Genomic DNA, 19,188 nt, shown 5'->3' with positions numbered 1-19,188 from the left:
CCCCGCCGCAAGGGCGAGCCGGGCTCCGCTACCCCTCCTCGACGACCGCCACGCGCGCCGCGGCCTCCGGGCCCTCCTTCAGAAGCAGCTCGAACCCCTGCTCGTCGAGGATCGGCACCTTCAGGCTGACCGCCTTGTCGTACTTCGACCCGGCGTTCTCCCCCGCCACCAGGAACGACGTCTTCTTCGACACCGAACTGGCCACCTTTCCGCCCCGGCCGGTCAGCGCCTCGGACGCGGTGTCGCGGGTGTACGCCTCCAGCGTCCCGGTGACCACGAACGTCAGCCCCTCCAGGATCTGGGGCTCGGTCTTCTCCGGAGCGGGGCCGTCGTCCATCCGCACCCCGGCCCGCCGCCACCGCTCGACGATCTCCCGGTGCCAGTCGACCTCGAACCACTCCCGGATCGTCGCCGCCACCCGCGGCCCGATGCCCTTGACCGAGGCCAGCTCCTCCTCCGAGGCGTTCATGATGGCGTCGATCGACCGCATGGAGTCGGCGAGGTCGCGGGCCGTCGGCGGCCCGACGTGCCGGATCGACAGCGCGACCAGCACCTGCGCGAGCGGCGCCGACTTGGCGCGGGCGAGCTCGTCGACCAGCGTGCGGGCGGCCTGGCTGGGCCCGCCGTCGAGGTTGGCGAACAGGGAGACGACCTTCTGCTCGCCGGTCTCGGGGTCGAGCTTGGGCAGGCCGGTGTCCTGGTCGCGGACGACCGACCGGATCGGCATGAGCTGCTCGATCGTCAGGTCGAACAGGTCGGCCTCGGTGCGCAGGACGGGCTCCTGCGGCGGCACCGGCTGGGTGAGCGCGGTCGCCGCCACGTAACCCAGCCCGTCGATGTCGAGCGCGCGCCGGCCGGCCGCGAAGTAGAGGCGCTCGCGGATCTGCGCGGGGCAGCTGCGGGCGTTGGGGCAGCGCAGGTCGGCGTCGCCCTCCTTCTCGTAGGCCAGCTCGGTGCCGCACTCCGGGCAGTGGGTCGGCATGACGAACTCCCGCTCGGAGCCGTCGCGCAACGCCGTGACCGCGCCGACGATCTCGGGGATGACGTCGCCCGCCTTGCGCAGCACCACGGTGTCGCCGACGAGCACGCCCTTCTTGATCACCGTGGCCGCGTTGTGCAGGGTGGCCCGCTCGACGGTCGAGCCCGCGACCACGATGGGCTCCATCACCGCGTACGGCGTGACCCGGCCGGTGCGGCCCACCCCCACCTGGATGTCGAGCAGCTTGGTGTTGACCTCCTCCGGCGGGTATTTGAAGGCGATGGCCCAGCGCGGGGCCCGGGAGGTGGACCCCAGCTCCCGCTGCGTGCGGAAGTCGTCGACCTTGACCACGACCCCGTCGATCTCGTACGCCGGATCGTGCCGGTGCACCCGGTAGTGCTCGATGAACTCGTCGACCTCGGTGAGGCCGGGCACCACCTGGAACAGGTCGCTGACCGGCAGCCCGAACTCCCGCAGCCGCTCGTAGACCTCCGACTGGGCGCGCGGCACGGCCGAGCCCTCCCAGACGCCGATGCCGTGCACGAGCATGCGCAGCGGGCGCTGGGCGGTGACGCGCGCGTCCTTCTGCCGCAGCGTGCCCGCCGCCGAGTTGCGCGGATTGGCGAACGGCGGCTTGCCCTGCTCCACGAGCTGCTCGTTGAGCTGCCTGAAGCCCTCGACCGGGATGTAGACCTCGCCGCGCACCTCGACCAGGCTCGGGACGCCCTCGCCCTTGAGCCGGTGGGGCACCCCCTTGATCGTGCGCACGTTGGCCGTGACGTCGTCGCCGACCCGGCCGTCGCCCCGGGTCGCGCCGCGCTCCAGCTTGCCGTCGCGGTAGACCAACGCGATGGCCAGCCCGTCGATCTTCAGCTCGCACAGGTAGGGCCCCGGGTCGCGCTCGGCCAGCCGCTCGACGCGGGCCATCCAGGCGGCCATGTCGGCCTGGTTGAAGGCGTTGTCGAGGCTCTCCATGCGGTTGAGGTGGCTGACCTTGGTGAAGTCGCCCGAGACCGGCGCGCCCACCTTCTGGGTGGGCGAGTCGGGCGTCTGCAGCTCCGGATGGGCCTGCTCCAGCGTGAGCAGCTCGCCGAACCACTCGTCGAACTGCGCGTCGCTGACCGTCGGCTGGTCGAGCACGTAGTAGCGCCAGCGCGCGTCCTCGACCAGCTCGCTCAGCTCCGCATGCCGCTTGAGCGCGGCCACGGGCACGCCCCCGACCTCGGTGTCACGCTCGCTCACGCTGGGTCTCCTTCCACGTCAGACACGCTGAGCAAACGCTACCGCCGGGCCCCGACAGGAACGACTCCGCCGGTCATCCGCCCTGGGCCCAGACGCCTTCCCAGACCGAGCAGTTACCGGTGATCTTCCTTGCCGTGCCCCGGCAGACCCTGCCCTCGATGGAGAGCATGTAGCCGGTCTTGAGCGAGAACTCCAGCGGCTTGGTGCCCGAGCAGTTGCGGTACGTCTTGTGCCCGTCGCCGCCGCCGTCCTTGACCCAGCGCAGCTGCAACCACGAGCACCCGGAACGGCCGGGGAAGTCGTACAGCCTGCCGCTGACCACGAACCCCGGCCGGTCGAGCAGGACCTTGCCCTTGGCCTTCCCGGCCCGGTCGGCGGAGTAGATCGACCCCCAGCTCCAGATCTCGGGGTTGGCCGAGGCCCCGGCGGGGACGGCGATCGAGGCGGACGCGATCAGCATGGCGGCACCGACGGCCAGAGCGCGAACAATCATGGCAAGGACGCTACTCAGCCGCCTTGCATCCCGCTTGCCGGATCGTCCTTGAGCACCTGGGCGGCCTTCCTGCACGCCGCCAGGGCCGCGCGCGCGTAGCGGGGCGAGGCTCCGGCGAGGCCGCAGGCGGGCGTCAGCGTGACCTTGGCGGCCAGCCCGTCGGGGGCGAACCCGAGCCGCCGCCACAGCTCCACCGCGGGCCTGGCGACCACCCCGGTGTCCGGCAGCGCGACATCCCTGCCCGGCACGACGCCGAGCAGCAGGCCCGCACCGGCCTCGAAGAGCTCGCCGAGCTGGTCGTCGTCCCTGCGGCGCAGCAGCGACGCGTCGACCGACACCGCGCGCGCCCCGGCCCGCCGCAGCAGCGCATAAGGCACCCCGGGCGCGCAGCAGTGGACCACCGCGTCGGGGAACAGCCGCAGCGACTCCTCCACCCGCCACTCCTCGACCGCCGCCAGCCGCCCGAACCCGGACGCGGTCGGGACCGTGCCCGCCAGCACGCCCGGCAGCCCAGGCTCGTCGAGCTGCAGCACGATCTCGGTGACCCCCGGCAACCGCCGCCGTACCTCGGCGCAGTGGTCGGCGACCCCCTGGGCCAGCGACGCGACCAGGTCGCGCACGGCGCCCGCGTCGGAGAGCATCTTGTCGCCGTACTTCAGCTCAAGGGACCCGGCCAGCGTCCACGGCCCGCACACCTGCAGCTTGAGCGGCCCGGAGTAGTCGTGCGCGACCTCCTCCAGCCCGTCGAGGTCGCGGCGCAGGTGGTCGACGGCCCGCTGATGGTCGCGGCCGGGCCGGTCGGCCAGCCGCCACCCGGACGGCTGCACCTCGACCGGCAGGTCGATCAGCAGCCCGGCCGTCCTGCCGACCATGTCGGCGCCGACCCCGCGGGCCGGCAGCTCCGGCAGGTACGGCAGGCCGGGCAACTCGCCGAACACGACACGGATCGCCTCAAGATGATCCTCACCCGGATGTGACCCGACCCCGGTGGCTTCCCACGTAGACATGGGCACAAGCGTAGGCTCTGCCGAATGGAGCTCACCAAACTCACGCACGCCTGCGTACGCCTTGAGAAGAACGGCAAGGTCCTGGTCATCGACCCGGGCACCTTCTCGCAGGAGCCGGTGCTCGACGGGGTCGACGCGGTTCTGATCACCCATCAGCACTTCGACCACTTCGACATCGAGAAGCTGAAGGCCGCCCCCGCCGGGGTCGAGGTCTGGACGTGCGAGGGCGTCGCGGCCGCGCTGACCGACGTGCCGGTCAAGGTCCAGGTGGTCCGGCACGGCGATTCCTTCGACGCGGCCGGTTTCCGGGTGAAGGCGTTCGGCGAGTGGCACAGCAAGAACCACCCCGACGCGCCCGTCGTGCAGAATGTCGGTTTCATGCTCGACGACGAGGTGTTCTACCCCGGCGACGCGCTCACCTTGCCCGGTGTCGAGGTGCCCACCCTCCTCGCGCCGACCAACGCCCCCTGGATGAAGCTCAGCGAGATGGTCGAGTACCTGCGCACGGTCCGCCCGGCCCGCGCGTTCTCCACGCACGACGGCCTGCTCAACGACATCGGCCTGTCGCTGGTGGACAACTACCTGGAGCTGGAGTCGGAGAAGCAGGGCGCCGACATGCGCCGGCTCAGGGTCGGCGAGTCGGTGACGCTGCCTTAGGCGGCCGAGACGATGGTGGCCGAGCCGATGACCGTGTCGCCGGAGTAGAGCACGGCCGCCTGGCCCGCCGCGACGCCGGTGGCCGGGCGGTCGAGGTCGATGCGCAGGCCACCCGCCTCCTCCTCGAAGCGGCAGCCGTAGACCTCGCCGTGGGCCCTGAGCTGCACGGTCAGGTCGTCGAGGCGGGACGGGCCATTCCAGACCGGGCGGACGCAGGAGATCGAGGTGACCTCCAGCGCCGAGCGCGGGCCGACCGTGACCGTGTTGGAGACCGGCTCGATCGACAACACGTAGCGCGGCCTGCCGTCGGCGGCCGGACGGTCGATGTGCAGGCCCTTGCGCTGGCCGACCGTGAAGCCGTGGGCGCCCTGGTGGGTGCCCACCACCGCGCCCTCCTGGTCGACGATCGGGCCCTCCTCGGCGCCGAGCCGGCCGGCCAGGAAGCCGCGGGTGTCGCCGTCGGCGATGAAGCAGATGTCGTGGCTGTCGGGCTTGTCGGCGACGGTCAGGCCGCGCCGCGCGGCCTCCTCGCGCACCTCGGCCTTGGTGGAGCCGCCGAGCGGGAAGATCGCGTGGCTGAGCTGCTCACGGGTGAGCACCCCCAGCACGTACGACTGGTCCTTGCCCTGGTCGACGCTCCTGGACAGCACGCCGTCGGACAGCTTGGCGTGGTGGCCGGTCGCGACGGCGTCGAAGCCGAGGGCGAGCGCCCGGTCGAGCACCGCCTCGAACTTGATCTTCTCGTTGCACCGCAGGCACGGGTTGGGTGTGCGGCCCGCGGCGTATTCGGCCACGAAGTCCTCCACCACGTCGCGCTGGAACCTCTCGGCCATGTCCCAGATGTAGAACGGGATGCCGATCACGTCCGCGGCCCGCCGCGCGTCGCGGGAGTCCTCGATCGTGCAGCAGCCCCGCGCACCCGTGCGGTGGGATTGAGGGTTGGCCGACAGGGCCAGATGCACACCAGTGACGTCGTGACCGGCCTCGGCTATCCGGGCGGCGGCCACGGCGGAATCGACGCCGCCCGACATGGCGGCAAGCACACGCAGTCCCATGACCGTTCCAGCGTACTGTCCGGCGGGGAGTGCGCGGCCATCGGCTCCGTCTGGAAGGATTCAGCGCATGCGACTGTTCGGGCGCAAGGACGAAGAAGAAGAGGCCGGCCGGCCCGGCGACGGCGTGGCCGCGTTCTGGGCGTGGTGGCAGGAGGCCAGGCCGCGGCTCGACTCGCTGGTGGCGGCGGGCACGGCCGACGGCATCGAGGAGCTGGTAGCGCCCGCCGTGGCCGCGATCGACCCCGGCCTGGTCTGGGAGGTGGCGCCCGGCAGGAACGCCGCGCACGCCCTGGTGGTGACCGCGGCCGGCGACGCCGAGCTGCGCTCGCTCGCCCACCGCTGGGCCAGGGCCGCGCCGCCGGCCGACCTGTTGTGGGAGTTCCATCCGTCCCGGCAGGCCAACCCGCAGGCGCTGGAGCTGACGCTCGACGTGGGCGGGTTCGAGTTCGCGCTCGACAAGCTGGTCTTCGGGCTGCGCGTGCCGCGCAACCAGCCGCGCGTCGACGTGGCCGCCCACCACCCGATCTTCAGCGAGCTCGACGAGGAGACCCGCCTGGAGGCGACGCTGCTCGCCCTCGACTGGCTGCTGGGCGAGGACGACGTCGCCAGATGGGTGGGCGAGATCACGCCCGCCACGTTCCAGCCGATCGACGCGGTCGCCGCCGTCCACCTGCCCGCCGTGGTCGCCGACCTGGCCTCGGGCTACCAGGGCGAGGAGTGGCTGCTGCTGGAGGGCCAGACCGGCGAGGGCGCGTCGCTGGTGGCCACCGCGCGCTTCCCGCTGCGACCCGTCGACCACCCGCTGCTCGACCAGCACATCGAGATCACGCTCCCGTACGCCCACCGCGACGCCGACGGCCTGCCCGTCGGCGATTCGCTGAAGGCGTTGCGCGACTTCGAGGAGCGCCTGGCCGCCCGCCTGCTCAAACTTCGCGACGACGCCCTGCTGGCCGCGCACCTGAGCGCCGCCGGCCACCGGGTCATCCACGTCTACGCCGACCCGGCCTCCGACGCGGCGATCCACGCCAAGGAGCTGATCGTGAGCTGGGAGGAGGGCGAGCCGCGGGTCGACGTGGGCAGTGACCCCGCCTGGGCCGCGGTCTCCCCCTTCCTCAGCTGAGCCCGGCCCTGCGGGCCCGTTCGACGGCCGCGGGCAGCACCTCGATCAGGCGGTCGACGTCGGCGCCTGACGAGGTGTGGCCCAGGGTGAACCTGAGCGAGCCGCGCGCGGCCGCCGCGTCGGCGCCCATCGCGAGCAGCACGTGCGAGGGCTGCGCCACGCCCGCCGAGCAGGCCGAGCCGGTCGAGCACTCCACGCCCTTGGCGTCGAGCAGCATGAGCAGCGCGTCGCCCTCGCAGCCGGGGAAGGAGAAGTGGGCGTTGCCGGGCAGCCGGCCGGTCGGGTCGCCGTTGAGCACGACGTCGGGGACGGCCTGGCGGACGCGCTGGATGAGCTCGTCGCGCAGCGCCGTCAGGCGGCGGCCCAGGGCCTCCTGCTCCTTCACGGCGGTCCGCACGGCGGCGGCCAGACCCGCGATGGCGGGCGCGTCGAGCGTGCCGGAGCGCACGTCGCGCTCCTGACCTCCGCCGTGCTGCACCGACACCGGGGTCAGCCCCCTGGTCAGCAGCAGCGCGCCCACGCCCATCGGGCCGCCGACCTTGTGGCCGGTCAGCGTGAGCGCGTCGGCGCCGGACTCGGCGAACGACACCGGGAGCTGGCCGATCGCCTGCACCGCGTCGGTGTGGAACGGGACGCCGTGGTCGTGGGCGACGGCCGCCAGCACGTGGACCGGCTGGACCGTGCCCACCTCGTTGTTGGCCCACATGACGCTGATCATGGCGACGTCGTCGGGATCGCGCTCGATGGCGGCGCGCAGCGTGTCGGGATGGACCCGGCCGTATTCGTCGACGTCGAGCAGCTCGACCTCGGCGCCCTGGCTCTCGGCCAGCCACGCGGCCGGGTCGAGCGCGGCGTGGTGCTCGACGGAGCTGAGCAGGATGCGCCGCCGGGGCCTGCGCGCCCAGTAGAGGCCCTTGATCGCGAGGTTGTCGGCCTCGGTGCCGCCCGAGGTGAACACGACCTCGCTCGGCCGGGCCCCCAGGGCGTCGGCGATGCTCTCGCGGGACTCCTCGACGACCCTGCGCACCTGACGGCCCGCGGCGTGCAGCGAGGAGGCGTTGCCGACGCGTTTGAGTTGCTCCGTCATGGCCTCGATCGCTTCGGGCAGCATGGGCGTGGTCGCCGCATGATCAAGATAGGCCGACGGTCGTGTCACCAGATCAGGGTATCTCGTTTGCCACTGTACCGTCCGGACGGTACAGTTGAGGCATGCGAAGGGACGAGCTGTTGGACGCGGCGGAAGACCTCCTGTGCGACCAGGGGTCGGCCGCGCTGACGCTGTCCGCCGTGGCCGACCGGGCCGGGGTGAGCAAGGGCGGCCTTCTTTACCACTTCGGCACCAAAGAGGCCCTGATCAAGGGCATGGTCGAACGACTGATCGAAGAGTTCGACGACCTGATGACCGCGCAGCCCGACGGCACGTACACCGAGCGCTACCTCGGCGCCACGCTGATCGCCGTGCGCTCGGGGCGGCTCCGAAGATGGGCCGTCGTGACGGGCGCGTCGGGGAACCTCTTCCTGCTCGCGCCGCTGCGGGAGGCGATGTCGCGATGGCACCGGGAGGGGTTGAGCGACGAGCCCGACCCGCTGGCCGCGCAGATCGTGCGGCTGGCGTGCGAGGGGTTGTGGGACGTGGCCAGCCATGACCCGCAGCTCAACTCGGAGGCGGACCTGCGTGCCCTCGAAGCCCGGCTGAGAGCGCTGCTCAAACCCGGCTGAACCGGCTGCTTCCGGTGTGTCGGGAGTCACCGTGGTCCCGGGAATGCGCCTGGGTCACTTCTGGTTCAGCTGTCGGAGCTTCGATCACGGAGCTTTCCGCAGTTCTCTGCGGCTTTCTGTGGCTTCTGTGGTGGACCGGAACGGATGGGAGGGGCCTCGCGATGACGATCCCGTGCTCCCACGACCCCTGTCCCGTGGCCTTCGCCCGCTCTTCCTCCAGACCGAGCGCCTCGGCGGCGCCCGTCGTCCCCGTCAGACCGGCCCGTACGGGCTGGGCGGGCCGGACGCGCAGGCCCCCGTCAGGCAGACGGTAGGCCGGAGGGCGCGGCGGTCGGGCGAGTGGCGGGACAGATCTGGTCCGGCCGTCAGCCCGACAGGGCCGACAGTCCGGCCATGACGCGGGCCACGATCGAGAGCCCGGGTCGCTCACCGAGCACCACGAGCTGACCCCGACCGGCACCAGCCGGCCACCCGCTCCCCGACACCACCCACCCGCGCCCTCAGCCGCGCCTCAGCGCACCCAAGGGCCCCGGACCGACCGACCGCCTCAACCCACCCAACGGCCGAGGCCGGTCGCCCGACCTGGGCCTGCCAACGCCCGCACGGCCCCCGCTCGCCCTCCAAGCAGACCCGTCGACAAGCCAAGTCGCTCGGCTCCGTGGGGGCCGGGCGGCCGAGCCAGCCCTACGGGTGCTCAGGTGCAGGTCGGCCGGGCACTAGCGACGTAGGACCAGCCGGACGCTGGGGTGAGCCGGGCCGCAGGCCCGGCTGGCCGGTCCGGAGGACCTCAGGCACAGGAACCGTCGGGCCGACCGAGCACTCGGTGAGCCGGATCGGCGGCGAACTGACCAAAGGCACGAAGGCCGGGCCGGCGAACCGGCCGCGCATTCGGGCGGGCCGGGCCAGAGGCTCGGGGCCGGGCCGAAGGCTTGGGGCCGGGGCGGTCGGTCCGGGTCTGGTCGGTGGTTTTTTGTCCCTTCGAGTGTTCATCCCCCCAGATTTTCTGGGCGCCCCCGCAAGGGGGTGCCTGATTTGTGGCGAAACAACGAGTTTGTGAGAGGTGTGCCATATGACCCGCGACCTGAGGACGGCCCGCTACGGGGCGATCCTCACCTTCGTCCTCGGCGGCCTGATGGTGGGCACGATGACCGTGCGCATCCCCGCCCTGACCGACAAACTCGGCCTGTCCGAGTCCACGGTCGGCGCGGTGCTCCTCGCATGGGGCCTCGGGGCCCTCGTGACCATGCAGTCCATGCGACGGATCATGGCCCGCGCGGGCAGCAGGGCGGTTCTGCGGATCGGCGCCCCACTCACCGCGATCGGCCTGCTGGCCGTCGCCTTCGCCCCGAACCTGCCCCTCCTCGTCGTGGCCGCCACGTTCTTCGGCATGGCCTTCGGCACCGTGGACGTCGCCATGAACGCCCAGGGCTCCACCGTCGAGCAGGCGTACGGCCGTCCGCTGATGAACGGCATGCACGCCGGCTGGTGCGTGGGCGCCATCTCGGCGGGCGCCCTGGGCAGCCTGTCGATCGCCGCCGGCCTGTCGTTCACCGCCAACCTGGCGCTGGTCGCCCTGGTCTCGCTGCCGGTCGCGGTGCTGCTCGGCCGTACGTACCTGCCGGAGGCCCCGGTGACGGAGGCGGCGCGCACGGCCCGGCACCGCATGCCGGCGATCGTCTACCTGCTCGGCGCGATCATGTTCTTCGCCTTCATGGTCGAGGGCATGGTCGCCGACTGGAACGGCCTGTACATGCGCAACGAGCTCGGCGCGCCCGAGGCGCTGGCCGCGCTCGGCTACCCGGTGTTCGAGGCCGGCATGCTGCTGGCCAGGCTCACCGGTGACCGGCTGCGCTCCCGGTTCGGGGTGCGCGGCATGCTGGGCGTGTCCGGCGTGGCCACGGCCGGGTTCTTCACGGTCGTGCTGATGGCTCCGGCGGCGCTGGTGGCGGTGCTGGCGATGTTCTTCGTCGGGCTCGGCGTGGCGACGATCGCGCCGCTGACGCTGTCCCTGGCGGGCACCGCGACCGACGCCCCCGGACCGGCCATCGCCCAGGCGGGTGCCATGGGCTACGCGGGCCTGCTGCTCGGCCCGGTGGCGATCGGCTTCCTGTCGGACGCCACCTCGCTGCGCGGCGCGCTCGGCATCGCGGTCGTCCTGGGCGTGCTGATCGCCGTGGCGTCGCGGTTCCTGCCCAGGCGGGAGGCGCCGGTGTTCGGAGCCGTTCCGGTGCGGGAGCCGGTGAAGGTCGCCGCGTAGGACATTTGTCATGCCAAGCCTCGTACATCCATCCATGTCCGATTCATGGAGGGCGTGCGAGGCTTAGGCGGTGTTCAAGCCATATGCCACTGGCGTCGTCCTCGTCGGCACGGCGATTCCGAGCCTCCTGCAGTTCGCCGTCCCGGGGCTGGAGGCCGGGTGGATGCGGGATCCGGCGGCGATCTCCGGCGGCGAATGGTGGCGGCTGGGGACGGCGCTGCTCGTCCAGGACGGCGGCGCGTTCGGCACCCTGTTCAACCTGGCGTTCCTCGCGGTGCTCGGCTATGTCGCCGAGCGCGCGCTCGGCCCCGGGCGCTGGCTCCTGTTCTACGCCTCGGGCGCGGTCGCGGGCGAGGCCGCCGGTTACCTCATGCACGACCCCGGCGCCGGCAACTCGGTCGCCCTCTGCGGCCTGGCCGGCGGCCTCGCCGTGGCCGCCTCCGGTGCCCTGGAACGCTCGCTGGGCGCGTTCTACGCGGTCGTCTCGGGCGCCTGGACGTTGTCGGCGTTCGGCACGGCCGGCGTGGTGCTCATGGTCGTCCTGGCCGGGGCCGGCTTCCAGCTCGTGATGCACCGCGACCGCGTTCCCGCCCCGCTGTTCCCGGCGGTCGCCGCGGCGGCCGCCGTCGTCCTGTGCGCCCTGCCGGACCTGCACGGCTTCGCGCTGCTGGCCGGCGTCCTCGCGGGATGGGCACTGAAGGCGGCCGGCGCCCGGACCGCGCCCGCCACCTCCGCCTGAGACGGCGAAGCGGCGCCGCACGTCGTGCGGCGCCGCTTCCGTCGGGGCGCTACCCGCGCCCGCCGATCTCTGACGCTACTTGCGCTTGCCGACCTCTTCGGTGAGCTGCGGGACGACCTGGTGCAGGTCGCCCACGACCCCGTAGTCGGCGAGCTCGAAGATCGGCGCCTCGGGGTCCTTGTTGATCGCGATGATGGTCTTCGCGGTCTGCATGCCGGCCCGGTGCTGGATGGCGCCGGAGATCCCGGCCGCGATGTAGAGCTGCGGCGAGACCGTCTTGCCCGTCTGGCCCACCTGGAACTGGTGGGGGTACCAGCCGGCGTCCGTGGCGGCACGCGAGGCGCCGACGGCCGCGCCCAGCGCGTCGGCCAGGCCCTCGATGACGGAGAAGTTCTCGGCGGAGCCCACGCCCCGGCCGCCGGAGACCACGATCGCGGCCTCGGTCAGCTCGGGCCTGGCGCCCTTCTCCTGCTTGACGCGCTCGACGATGCGGGCGGCCTTGGCCGCCTCGCTCAGCGCGACCGACACCTCCTCGACGGCGCCGGCGCCCGCGGCGGCCTGCGGGGCCGTCGAGTTCGGGCGTACGGCGACGATCGGGGTGCCCCTGCGCACCTTGGAGTGCACGTTGACGCCGCCACCGAAGATCGACTGGTCGGCCACGAAGCCCTCGGACAGGCCCACGGCGTCGGTGATGACGCCGGAGTCGGTCTTGACGGCCAGGCGACCGGCGACCTCCTTGCCCTCGGCCGTGGCGGCCACGAGCACCGCGGCGGGCGACTTCTCGGCGACGAGCTGCGCCAGCAGCTCGGCCTTGGGCGCCACCACGTGGTCGACGATGTCGGCGGACCCGGCGTTGTAGATCGTCTCGGCGCCGTACTCGGCCAGCTTGGCCTTGGCGGCGTCGCCGAGGCCGGGGCCGGCCCAGACGGCGGCGGGCGTGCCGAGCGAGCGGGCCAGGGTCAGCAGTTCGAGCGTGACCTTCTTGACCTCGCCGTCGACCTGCTCCACGAGAACGAGAATCTCCGACATATCAGTAAAACCCCCGTTCTCAGATGAACTTCTTGGAGGCGAGGAAGTCGGCGGCCTTCGAGCCTCCGTCGCCCTCGTCCTTGACGATCGTGCCGGCGGCGCGCGGCGGCGCGGCGGCGAAGTCGACCACCTCGGACCAGGCGGCGCCCAGGCCGACCTGGGCGGCGTCGATCTCGGCGTCGGCGATGGCCAGCGTCTCGACCGGCTTCTTCTTGGCCGCCATGATGCCCTTGAAGGACGGGTAACGCGGCTCGTTGATCTTCTCGACCACGGACACGACGGCCGGCAGCGAGGCCTGGACCTTGTCGAAGCCGTAGTCGGTGATGCGCTGGACGCTGATCGAGGAACCCTCGATCTCGACCTTGTTGGCCAGGGTGAGCTGGGCCGTGCCCAGGCGCTCGGCCAGCATCGCGGCCAGCACGCCGGTGCGGGCGTCGGTCGACTCCGAGCCCAGGACGACCAGGTCGAACCCGATCTTCTTGAGCACCTGGGCCATCGCGTACGAGGTGGACAGCGCGTCGGAGCCGTGCAGCGCGTCGTCGCTCAGATGGACCGCCTTGTCGGCGCCCATCGCCAGGGCCTTGCGGATGGTCTCGGTGGCCTTGCCCGGGCCCATGGTGAGCACGGTGACCTCGCCACCGTGCGCCTCCTTGAGCTTCAGCGCCTCCTCGACCGCGTACTCGTCAAGCTCGTTGACCACGCCGTCGACGGCGTCACGATCGAGCGTGTTGTCATCGGACCGCAGCTTGCGCTCGGTCGCCGTATCGGGGACCTGCTTCACGCAGACGACGATGTTCATGGCCGGTGGCCGACCTCCCGTGTTAGCGTGCGCCCACCGCGTCGCTGCGATAGGCGCCGAATGCAATGCTGACCAGACTGCCAGGTTCCCGACGGGCTCCTGACACGGGGTGGGTCAGAGTCGTGCCCTGGCTCCCGCGGTCATGTTACCCATGGGTAGCTTACGCGCAAACTGGCGGTTCCCGCGTGAAGCCCTACCCTTCCCACCATACCGAACTTTATTCGGTACGTTCCGACCGCCCCCGGAGGGAAATCAGGCGGACAACAGGAACACGATGCCCACCACCAGGGCCGTACCCGCGAACAGGGCCAGTGTGAACGTGCTGAACACCGCGGCGAGCCCGAAGCACAACCCCACCGCCCCCGCCACGCTCACCAGATCGGCCACCATCCGGCTCCGCCGGTACGGCCCGCGCGAGAGCAGCGCCACCCCCGCGTCGCTCACCACCGCCAGCACGTAGGCGGCCAGCAGGAACAGCGCCACCTCGGGCAGCGGTTCGCGAGCGGCCGCCGCCAGCAGCGACACGAACAGGCCCGAGCCGATCAGCCACCGCCTGCGCACCTTCTCCCGGTGCCGCGCCCTGGACTCCTCCACCGACCTGCGACGGCCGTCGCCCGGCCGCCACTCTCTCGTGCTGATGTCGTCGGCCGGCCGGGGACGCGCCGCCGGGGCCGAGGGACGGGGGCCGGTCTGCCGTACGTGCGGGACGGGGGCGACGCCCAGCCGGGCGCAGATCTGCGCGGCCGTGGGCCGCGCGGCGGGGTCGGTGGCCAGGCACTCGCGTAACAGCGGCGCCAGCCAGTCCGGCACGCCCTCCAGGTCGGGCGGATGGTGCACGACCCGGTAGGCCACCGCCGAGGCCGGCCCCTGCCCGTACGGCTGCCGCCCGGTCGCGGCGTAGGCGAGCGTCGCGCCGAAGGAGAACACGTCGGCCTCGACGCCCGCGCTCCCGCCTTCGAGAAGCTCCGGAGCCAGGTAGCCGGGCGTGCCGACCACCGCGCCCGACGCGGTGACCGACAACGAGTCGAGCGCGCTGGCGATGCCGAAGTCGATGACGACCGGGCCGTCCTCGCTCATCATCACGTTGGCCGGCTTGAGGTCGCGGTGGACCACCCCGGACTCGTGCATGGCCAGCAGCGCGTCGGCCAGCCCCGAGGCCAGGGGACCGAGCTCGGCCACGGGCACGGGCACGGCGCTGAGCGGGCGGCCCTGGACGTAGCGGGTCACCAGGTAGGGTCTGGGGCCCTCCAGCGAGGCGTCGAGCACCTCGGCGACGTGCGGCCCGCCGACCCGGCGCATCGTCTCGACCTCGCGGTCGAGCCTGCCCAGCGCGAGGGCGTCGGCCGCGACGTGCGGATGCAGCACCTTGACCGCGACCGTGCGCCCCTGGGTGTCGAGCGCCAGGTGGACCTCGCCGAAGCCGCCCGCGCCGAGCCTGGAGAGAAGCTCATAAGGGCCGAGGCGCTCGCTCATACCTCATCTCTCCCCCGTCGGGCCGAGGGGGACACTCACGACCACGGAGTCAGGAAGCCCAACCCCAGCCCGTCGAGCAGACTTTCGATCAGGCCGGTGATCAGCCCGATCGTGCTCTGCCTGGCGTCGCTCGCCAGGTCGTCGATCACGCTCTGGGGGGCCCGCCAGGGCGTCCAGACCGGGTCCTGGCCGAGCGCGAACATCACCGCGAACAGCGCGGCCGTGCCCACCGCGACGACCGCGACCAGCGCGGCGCCGGGGCTGCGCAGCACGCCGGTGAGCGTACGGGTCACGGCCTTGCGCGGCGCGCCGCCGCCCGGGAGCACGAACAGGCCCCCGGCGAACGCGCCGGCCGCGTAGGCGGCGGCCTGGTTCGTGCCCATGCCGCCGGCCCAGTGGAGCGCGCCCCACACGCACGCGCCGAACAGCAGCGCGAGCGGCACGTGCACCAGCGTCACCAGCGCGGACTTGACCAGCGCCCACGGCGTGCCGACCAGCGCGAGCAGCGGGTCGGCCGAGCTGCTGCCGCGGATCTGGCGCCGCTTGACCATGTCGCCGAAGAGGTATTCGCCCACGCGCAGCACCACCGCGAGCGCGACGGCCACCGCGCCCATGACGACGGGCATCATGACGGTCAGCGCCACCAGCGTGACCAGCAGCAGCAACCCGGTCACCTGGGCGCCGAACAGGTACCTCTTCCGCTCCGCCGGCGGCACGTGGCCGCGCGGCTGGGGCGGCGGCGTGTAGGGGCGCGGTTGCGGCGGCGGCGCCGGGTAGCCGGCCACCCGCTGGTCGGTGCGCGGCACCGGGCGCGCCGAGGTGGGCGCGGGCACGTAGGGCGGCGGCCGCTCCTCCCGCCGCGCGGGCGGCGGCGGGGGCGGGGGCGCGGGCTTGCGGTACTCGACCGGCGGCAGCAGGTCGGAGAACGTGTCCATGGCGCGCGTGCCGCTGCCGATGCGCTTGGTGCCGGTCGGCCCCTCGATCTCGTTGAACGTCGTCACCGACGGGTCGAGCTCCCTGGCCATCCGCAGCAGCTCATGGGCGCCCGGCCGGGCGGTGGGATCGACCCGCAGCGCGCGCGACAACCAGCCGCGCAGCCACGCGGGCGCCCGGTCGAGCTGGGCCCGCCCTTCCATGATGTTGAAGCAGACCGCCTCGAACGTCCCGGTGCCGAACGGGGGCGCGCCCGTGGCGGCGAAGAACACCGTCGAGGCCAGCGCGTGCACGTCGGCCGCCTGGGTGATGTCGGAGTCGCGGATGATCTCGGGCGCCAGGTAGCCGGGCGTGCCGACGAACATGCCGGTCTGGGTCAGCCGGGTCGCGTTCACCAGGTGGGCGATGCCGAAGTCGATGACCAGCGGCTCGCCGTCGACCAGCATGACGTTGGACGGCTTGAAGTCACGGTGGATCACGTCGGCCGCGTGGATGGCGACCAGCGCCTGGCACAGCCCCTGGGCCAGCCTGATGACCTGCCGCGCCTCCAGGGCGCCCTCGGTCAGCACGGTCTCCTCGAGCGTGCGCCCGGGGGCGAAGCGGGTCACGACGTAGGGCTGGCCCCCCACCAGCTCGGCGTCGATGACCTCGGCGACGTACGGGCTGCGCACCCGGCGCATGGTCTCGACCTCGCGCGTGAGCCGGTCGCGGGCCTTGAGGTCGGCGGCCACGTGCGGGTGGAGCACCTTGATGGCGACCTCGCGGCCCTCACCGTCGAGACCCAGGTGGACGACCCCCATGCCGCCCTCGCCGATCTTCCTGACGATGCGGTAGGGGCCGAGGCGTTCCGGCGCTTGGATGCTCATCGCCACCTTCCTCGGCTCAGCCGCCCTTCAGGCTGGTGAGTTGCTCTGTCACGGGTGTGACGTCCAGTGGACTCCATACACTCCCCCTTGCCGTGTCCCCGAACGTGCCGTAGGCGAGGATCAGCGAGAGCGCGGCGCCCGCCGCCAGGACTCCCGCCATCGCCATGGCCGCTGTCCTCGAGGGTACGAGCGATGAGAGCGTTCTGCGCATCTGCCGCCCCGGGCCCTCGACGCCCGGCCCCGCGCAGAGGGTCCAGAGCGCGACCGCGGCCCCCCACGCGAGGGCGTTGGCCGAGTTCATCTTGACCACCACGCTGAGCAGCAGCGTCACCGGCAGGCCGAGGATCAGGGCGTACAGGACGAGCGCGACCGTGATGCCCACGGACTTGGCCAGCGCCTGCGGCCGGGCGAAGACCCTGAACACGTCGAGGGCGGCGGACCCGGCGGGCCTGCGGCCGCTCAGCGCCGGCTGGGCGAGGTCGGCCGCGCGCAGCAGCACGGCGATCGGGATCGCCACCACCGCCACCAGGACGGGAGCCGTCACCGCCGCCACGATCATGAGGATCAGCAGCATGGCGCTCGCCACCCCGTACGCCTTCGAGCGCTGCAGCGCCTGCCCCGGACGCCCGCCCGCGTTGTACGGCTCGCGAGCGGCCTGCGGGTCCTGGGACGGGTATTGCGGCTGCGCCGGGATGTAGGGCGGCGGCTGCACGGGCACCGGGCCGTAGTTCGCCGGTTCCTGACCGGAGTTGAACCGGCCGTGGTCGACCGGCTGGGCGCCGGACCCGAGCCGGCCGTGGTCGACCGGCTGGGGGCCGGAGCTGAGCCGGCCGAACTCGGCCGAGTCCGGGCGCACGCGCCGGGTGGGCACGTCGGCCTCGTGCGGGTTGACCTGCGGGTGCGACTGCGGCTGGGGCTGGGGGTGCGGCGGAGGCTGCTGCTGCGGCCAGGGCTGGCTGGGCCCCGCCTCGCGCTGGATCTGGCGCAGCTCCTCCGGCGAGACCCGGCGGGTCGGCCACGGGTCGCCCGCGCCCTGGTCCGGCAGCGCCGCGCCCTGTTCGGGCAGCCCGGCGCCGGGCAGCGGGGCCGCCTGGTTGGGGAGCCCGGCCGCCTGGTTGGGCAGCAGCGAGACGAAGTGCGGGTCGGCGGGCGGCGCGACCGGCTGCTCCTGGCCGTCGATCAGCCGGCGCGGCGTCATCGGCGGCGTGGAGACGTCGTAGGAGGGCTTCTCCCCCACGAACGGCGGCCGCCTGGTCGGGTAGTCGTCGGGCGCGTCGGGCCGCGGGACGGTGGAGATCTCGTCGGGCCCGCCGCGCGGCGGCCTCGGCAACATGCGGGCCGTCTGCTCGGCCAGGTCGGCGGCCTTGGGCCGCTTGGCCGGGTTGCGCTGGAAGCCCGCCTTGAGCAGCGGCTGCAGCTCGGCCGGCACGCCGCTGATGTCGGCCTTGCCGGCGGTGATGTTGTAGAAGATCATCTCCAGCGTGCCCTTGCCGAAGGGCGGCTGGCCGGTGGCGGCGTAGAGCAGCGTGCCCGCCCAGGCGTGGATGTCGACCTCGGGACCGGCCTCCTGGCCCTCGATGATCTCGGGCGCGAGGTAGCCGGGCGTGCCGATGAACATGCCGGTCTGGGTCAGCCTGGTCGCGTCGACCGCCTGGGCGATGCCGAAGTCGATCAGGACGGGCTCGCCGTCGAGGATCAGCACGTTGCCCGGTTTGAGGTCGCGGTGGATCACGCCGACGGAGTGGACGACGGCCAGCGCGGAGGCCACCCCGTGGGCGAGCCGGACCAGCGCGGGCAGGTCGAGCGGCCCGTCGTCCTTGACGATCTCGTCGAGCGGACGGCCGGGCACGTAACGCGTGACGATGTAGGGACGATGACCGGTTACATCCGCATCGACCACTTCTGCGATGAATTTGCTGCGGACCCGGCGCATGGTCTCGACCTCGCGCGAAAGCCGTCGCCTGGCGACCTCGTCACCGGCGACCTCTCCGCGCAGGACCTTGACCGCCACCTGTCGCCCCTGGGGGTCGACAGCGAGGTGGACAACGCCCATCCCGCCTTCACCGAGCCGCCTGAGCAGCCGGTAAGGGCCTAGTCGGTCATCGTTCATGGCATGAAGCACCATACCGGCTTAATCCCCGCCCACGAGATGAACCATGAGGCCACATTCCCACTCGTACAACGTCCGATACGGCCTCATCGGTTTCCCATCCAACGGTCTCGAATTGGCTTCAGTTCGGCTTCGGGGCCTTCAGGTCGTCAGGGACAGGACCTCGGCGCCCTTCAGCCCGGCCAGCGCGGCGCCCGGCACGGCGAGCTTCGACCTGCGCACGCCGCTGCCGATCACCACTCTGGGATGGTCGGCGACGTGCACGTCGACCAGGACGGGCCAGTCGCCGGGCAGCCCGAGCGGGGTGATGCCGCCGTACTCCATGCCGGTCAGCTCGACCGCGTCGGCCATCGGCGCGAAGCTCGCTTTCCGGGCGTCAAGGTGCTTGCGCACCACGCCGTTGACGTCGACGCGCATCGTCGCGAGCACCATGCAGGCGGCGTAGCGGGTCTCGCCGCCGCGCTTGGCGGCCACGACCACGCAGTTGGCCGACTCGTCGAGCCGTACGCCGTAGCGCTCGCAGAACGCGGCCGTGTCGGCCAGGTCGGGGTCGATCTCCGCCACCTCGGCGCCCTCGACGCCCGGCACGGCGAACACCACCGGATCGGCCAGCAGGTCGGTGCGGTCGGTCGCGGGCACCCAGTGCAACGTCATCCTCGTCTCCTCGATCGCTCTTCCTTGACCGACCCTATGCCGGTCGAGGAAGTGGC

General features: G+C 72.5%; 16 protein-coding genes. 5 read left to right on the top strand and 11 right to left on the bottom strand.

Annotated features, from left to right (window positions below; translation table 11 throughout):
* Window positions 1–28 precede the first annotated feature (28 nt).
* The 3 genes from ligA to ACNF49_RS11985 all read right to left on the bottom strand — a co-directional run bounded on the left by ligA (window position 29) and on the right by ACNF49_RS11985 (window position 3,721).
* Window positions 29–2,221, bottom strand: coding sequence for an NAD-dependent DNA ligase LigA (gene ligA, locus ACNF49_RS11995; protein WP_357973274.1), 2,193 nt, complete (start codon window positions 2,219–2,221; stop codon window positions 29–31).
* 73 nt (window positions 2,222–2,294) lie between these two features.
* Window positions 2,295–2,714, bottom strand: a complete 420-nt coding sequence (locus ACNF49_RS11990) for a hypothetical protein (protein ID WP_357973277.1) — start codon at window positions 2,712–2,714, stop codon at window positions 2,295–2,297.
* 14 nt (window positions 2,715–2,728) lie between these two features.
* Window positions 2,729–3,721 carry a methionine synthase gene (locus ACNF49_RS11985; protein ID WP_357973280.1) on the bottom strand — a complete coding sequence of 331 codons (993 nt, stop codon included), beginning with the start codon at window positions 3,719–3,721 and terminating at the stop codon, window positions 2,729–2,731.
* Window positions 3,722–3,745: 24 nt separating this feature from the next.
* Between ACNF49_RS11985 and ACNF49_RS11980 the strand changes: the two genes are divergently transcribed.
* Complete coding sequence (locus tag ACNF49_RS11980) at window positions 3,746–4,378, top strand: MBL fold metallo-hydrolase (protein ID WP_357973283.1); 633 nt, start codon at window positions 3,746–3,748, stop codon at window positions 4,376–4,378.
* On the opposite strand, the gene mnmA is transcribed toward ACNF49_RS11980, so the two are convergent.
* Complete coding sequence (gene mnmA, locus ACNF49_RS11975; RefSeq protein ID WP_357973286.1) at window positions 4,375–5,433, bottom strand: tRNA 2-thiouridine(34) synthase MnmA; 1,059 nt, start codon at window positions 5,431–5,433, stop codon at window positions 4,375–4,377. The two genes, ACNF49_RS11980 and mnmA, sit on opposite strands and share 4 nt — an antisense overlap.
* A 67-nt stretch (window positions 5,434–5,500) precedes the next feature.
* Between mnmA and ACNF49_RS11970 the strand changes: the two genes are divergently transcribed.
* The gene (locus ACNF49_RS11970; protein WP_357973289.1) at window positions 5,501–6,553 is read left to right on the top strand and encodes a DUF695 domain-containing protein; all 1,053 of its coding nucleotides are present in this window, start codon (window positions 5,501–5,503) and stop codon (window positions 6,551–6,553) included.
* Here the strand turns inward: ACNF49_RS11970 and ACNF49_RS11965 are convergent.
* Window positions 6,546–7,709: a cysteine desulfurase family protein gene (locus ACNF49_RS11965; protein WP_498702312.1), complete on the bottom strand. Its 1,164-nt coding sequence runs from the start codon at window positions 7,707–7,709 to the stop codon at window positions 6,546–6,548. The two genes, ACNF49_RS11970 and ACNF49_RS11965, sit on opposite strands and share 8 nt — an antisense overlap.
* Window positions 7,710–7,762: 53 nt before the next feature.
* Here ACNF49_RS11965 and ACNF49_RS11960 point away from each other — a divergent pair, with 53 nt between their 5' ends.
* The 3 genes from ACNF49_RS11960 to ACNF49_RS11950 all read left to right on the top strand — a co-directional run bounded on the left by ACNF49_RS11960 (window position 7,763) and on the right by ACNF49_RS11950 (window position 11,268).
* Window positions 7,763–8,272, top strand: a complete 510-nt coding sequence (locus ACNF49_RS11960) for a TetR/AcrR family transcriptional regulator (protein WP_357973295.1) — start codon at window positions 7,763–7,765, stop codon at window positions 8,270–8,272.
* Window positions 8,273–9,341: 1,069 nt separating this feature from the next.
* Window positions 9,342–10,529, top strand: a complete 1,188-nt coding sequence (locus tag ACNF49_RS11955; protein ID WP_357973298.1) for an MFS transporter — start codon at window positions 9,342–9,344, stop codon at window positions 10,527–10,529.
* Between the two features lie 70 nt (window positions 10,530–10,599).
* The gene (locus ACNF49_RS11950; RefSeq protein WP_482943698.1) at window positions 10,600–11,268 is read left to right on the top strand and encodes a rhomboid family intramembrane serine protease; all 669 of its coding nucleotides are present in this window, start codon (window positions 10,600–10,602) and stop codon (window positions 11,266–11,268) included.
* A gap of 75 nt (window positions 11,269–11,343) precedes the next feature.
* Here ACNF49_RS11950 and ACNF49_RS11945 read toward each other — a convergent pair whose 3' ends face one another.
* The 6 genes from ACNF49_RS11945 to ACNF49_RS11920 form a co-directional block, all read right to left on the bottom strand.
* Window positions 11,344–12,297 (bottom strand): electron transfer flavoprotein subunit alpha/FixB family protein, encoded by a 954-nt coding sequence (locus ACNF49_RS11945; protein WP_357973305.1) that lies wholly within the window; start codon window positions 12,295–12,297, stop codon window positions 11,344–11,346.
* A 19-nt stretch (window positions 12,298–12,316) separates the two neighbouring features.
* Window positions 12,317–13,096, bottom strand: coding sequence for an electron transfer flavoprotein subunit beta/FixA family protein (locus ACNF49_RS11940; protein ID WP_352329623.1), 780 nt, complete (start codon window positions 13,094–13,096; stop codon window positions 12,317–12,319).
* A gap of 252 nt (window positions 13,097–13,348) precedes the next feature.
* Window positions 13,349–14,569, bottom strand: a complete 1,221-nt coding sequence (locus tag ACNF49_RS11935; RefSeq protein WP_482943697.1) for a serine/threonine-protein kinase — start codon at window positions 14,567–14,569, stop codon at window positions 13,349–13,351.
* Between the two features lie 35 nt (window positions 14,570–14,604).
* Entirely contained in the window at window positions 14,605–16,368 is a 1,764-nt protein-coding gene (locus tag ACNF49_RS11930) for a serine/threonine-protein kinase (RefSeq protein ID WP_482943696.1), read from the bottom strand.
* Between the two features lie 16 nt (window positions 16,369–16,384).
* The gene (locus tag ACNF49_RS11925; RefSeq protein ID WP_498702311.1) at window positions 16,385–18,421 is read right to left on the bottom strand and encodes a serine/threonine-protein kinase; all 2,037 of its coding nucleotides are present in this window, start codon (window positions 18,419–18,421) and stop codon (window positions 16,385–16,387) included.
* 198 nt (window positions 18,422–18,619) lie between these two features.
* Entirely contained in the window at window positions 18,620–19,132 is a 513-nt protein-coding gene (locus ACNF49_RS11920; RefSeq protein WP_357973317.1) for a YbaK/EbsC family protein, read from the bottom strand.
* Window positions 19,133–19,188: the final 56 nt, after the last annotated feature.

The sequence above is a fragment of the Actinomadura sp. ATCC 39365 genome (assembly GCF_054392275.1).
Note: the sequence above shows the minus strand (reverse complement) of the source record. Positions and strands in the feature narration are given on the sequence as shown.

What these genes read in the sequence shown, in the direction of transcription:
- ACNF49_RS11990 (WP_357973277.1), bottom strand. Translation starts at nt 2,714, where the DNA reads ATGATTGTTCGCGCTCTGGCCGTCGGTGCCGCCATGCTGATCGCGTCC.
- ACNF49_RS11985 (WP_357973280.1), bottom strand. Translation starts at nt 3,721, where the DNA reads ATGTCTACGTGGGAAGCCACCGGGGTCGGGTCACATCCGGGTGAGGAT.
- ACNF49_RS11980 (WP_357973283.1), top strand. Translation starts at nt 3,746, where the DNA reads ATGGAGCTCACCAAACTCACGCACGCCTGCGTACGCCTTGAGAAGAAC.
- mnmA (WP_357973286.1), bottom strand. Translation starts at nt 5,433, where the DNA reads ATGGGACTGCGTGTGCTTGCCGCCATGTCGGGCGGCGTCGATTCCGCC.
- ACNF49_RS11970 (WP_357973289.1), top strand. Translation starts at nt 5,501, where the DNA reads ATGCGACTGTTCGGGCGCAAGGACGAAGAAGAAGAGGCCGGCCGGCCC.
- ACNF49_RS11960 (WP_357973295.1), top strand. Translation starts at nt 7,763, where the DNA reads ATGCGAAGGGACGAGCTGTTGGACGCGGCGGAAGACCTCCTGTGCGAC.
- ACNF49_RS11955 (WP_357973298.1), top strand. Translation starts at nt 9,342, where the DNA reads ATGACCCGCGACCTGAGGACGGCCCGCTACGGGGCGATCCTCACCTTC.
- ACNF49_RS11945 (WP_357973305.1), bottom strand. Translation starts at nt 12,297, where the DNA reads ATGTCGGAGATTCTCGTTCTCGTGGAGCAGGTCGACGGCGAGGTCAAG.
- ACNF49_RS11940 (WP_352329623.1), bottom strand. Translation starts at nt 13,096, where the DNA reads ATGAACATCGTCGTCTGCGTGAAGCAGGTCCCCGATACGGCGACCGAG.
- ACNF49_RS11935 (WP_482943697.1), bottom strand. Translation starts at nt 14,569, where the DNA reads ATGAGCGAGCGCCTCGGCCCTTATGAGCTTCTCTCCAGGCTCGGCGCG.
- ACNF49_RS11930 (WP_482943696.1), bottom strand. Translation starts at nt 16,368, where the DNA reads ATGAGCATCCAAGCGCCGGAACGCCTCGGCCCCTACCGCATCGTCAGG.
- ACNF49_RS11925 (WP_498702311.1), bottom strand. Translation starts at nt 18,421, where the DNA reads ATGGGCGTTGTCCACCTCGCTGTCGACCCCCAGGGGCGACAGGTGGCG.
- ACNF49_RS11920 (WP_357973317.1), bottom strand. Translation starts at nt 19,132, where the DNA reads ATGACGTTGCACTGGGTGCCCGCGACCGACCGCACCGACCTGCTGGCC.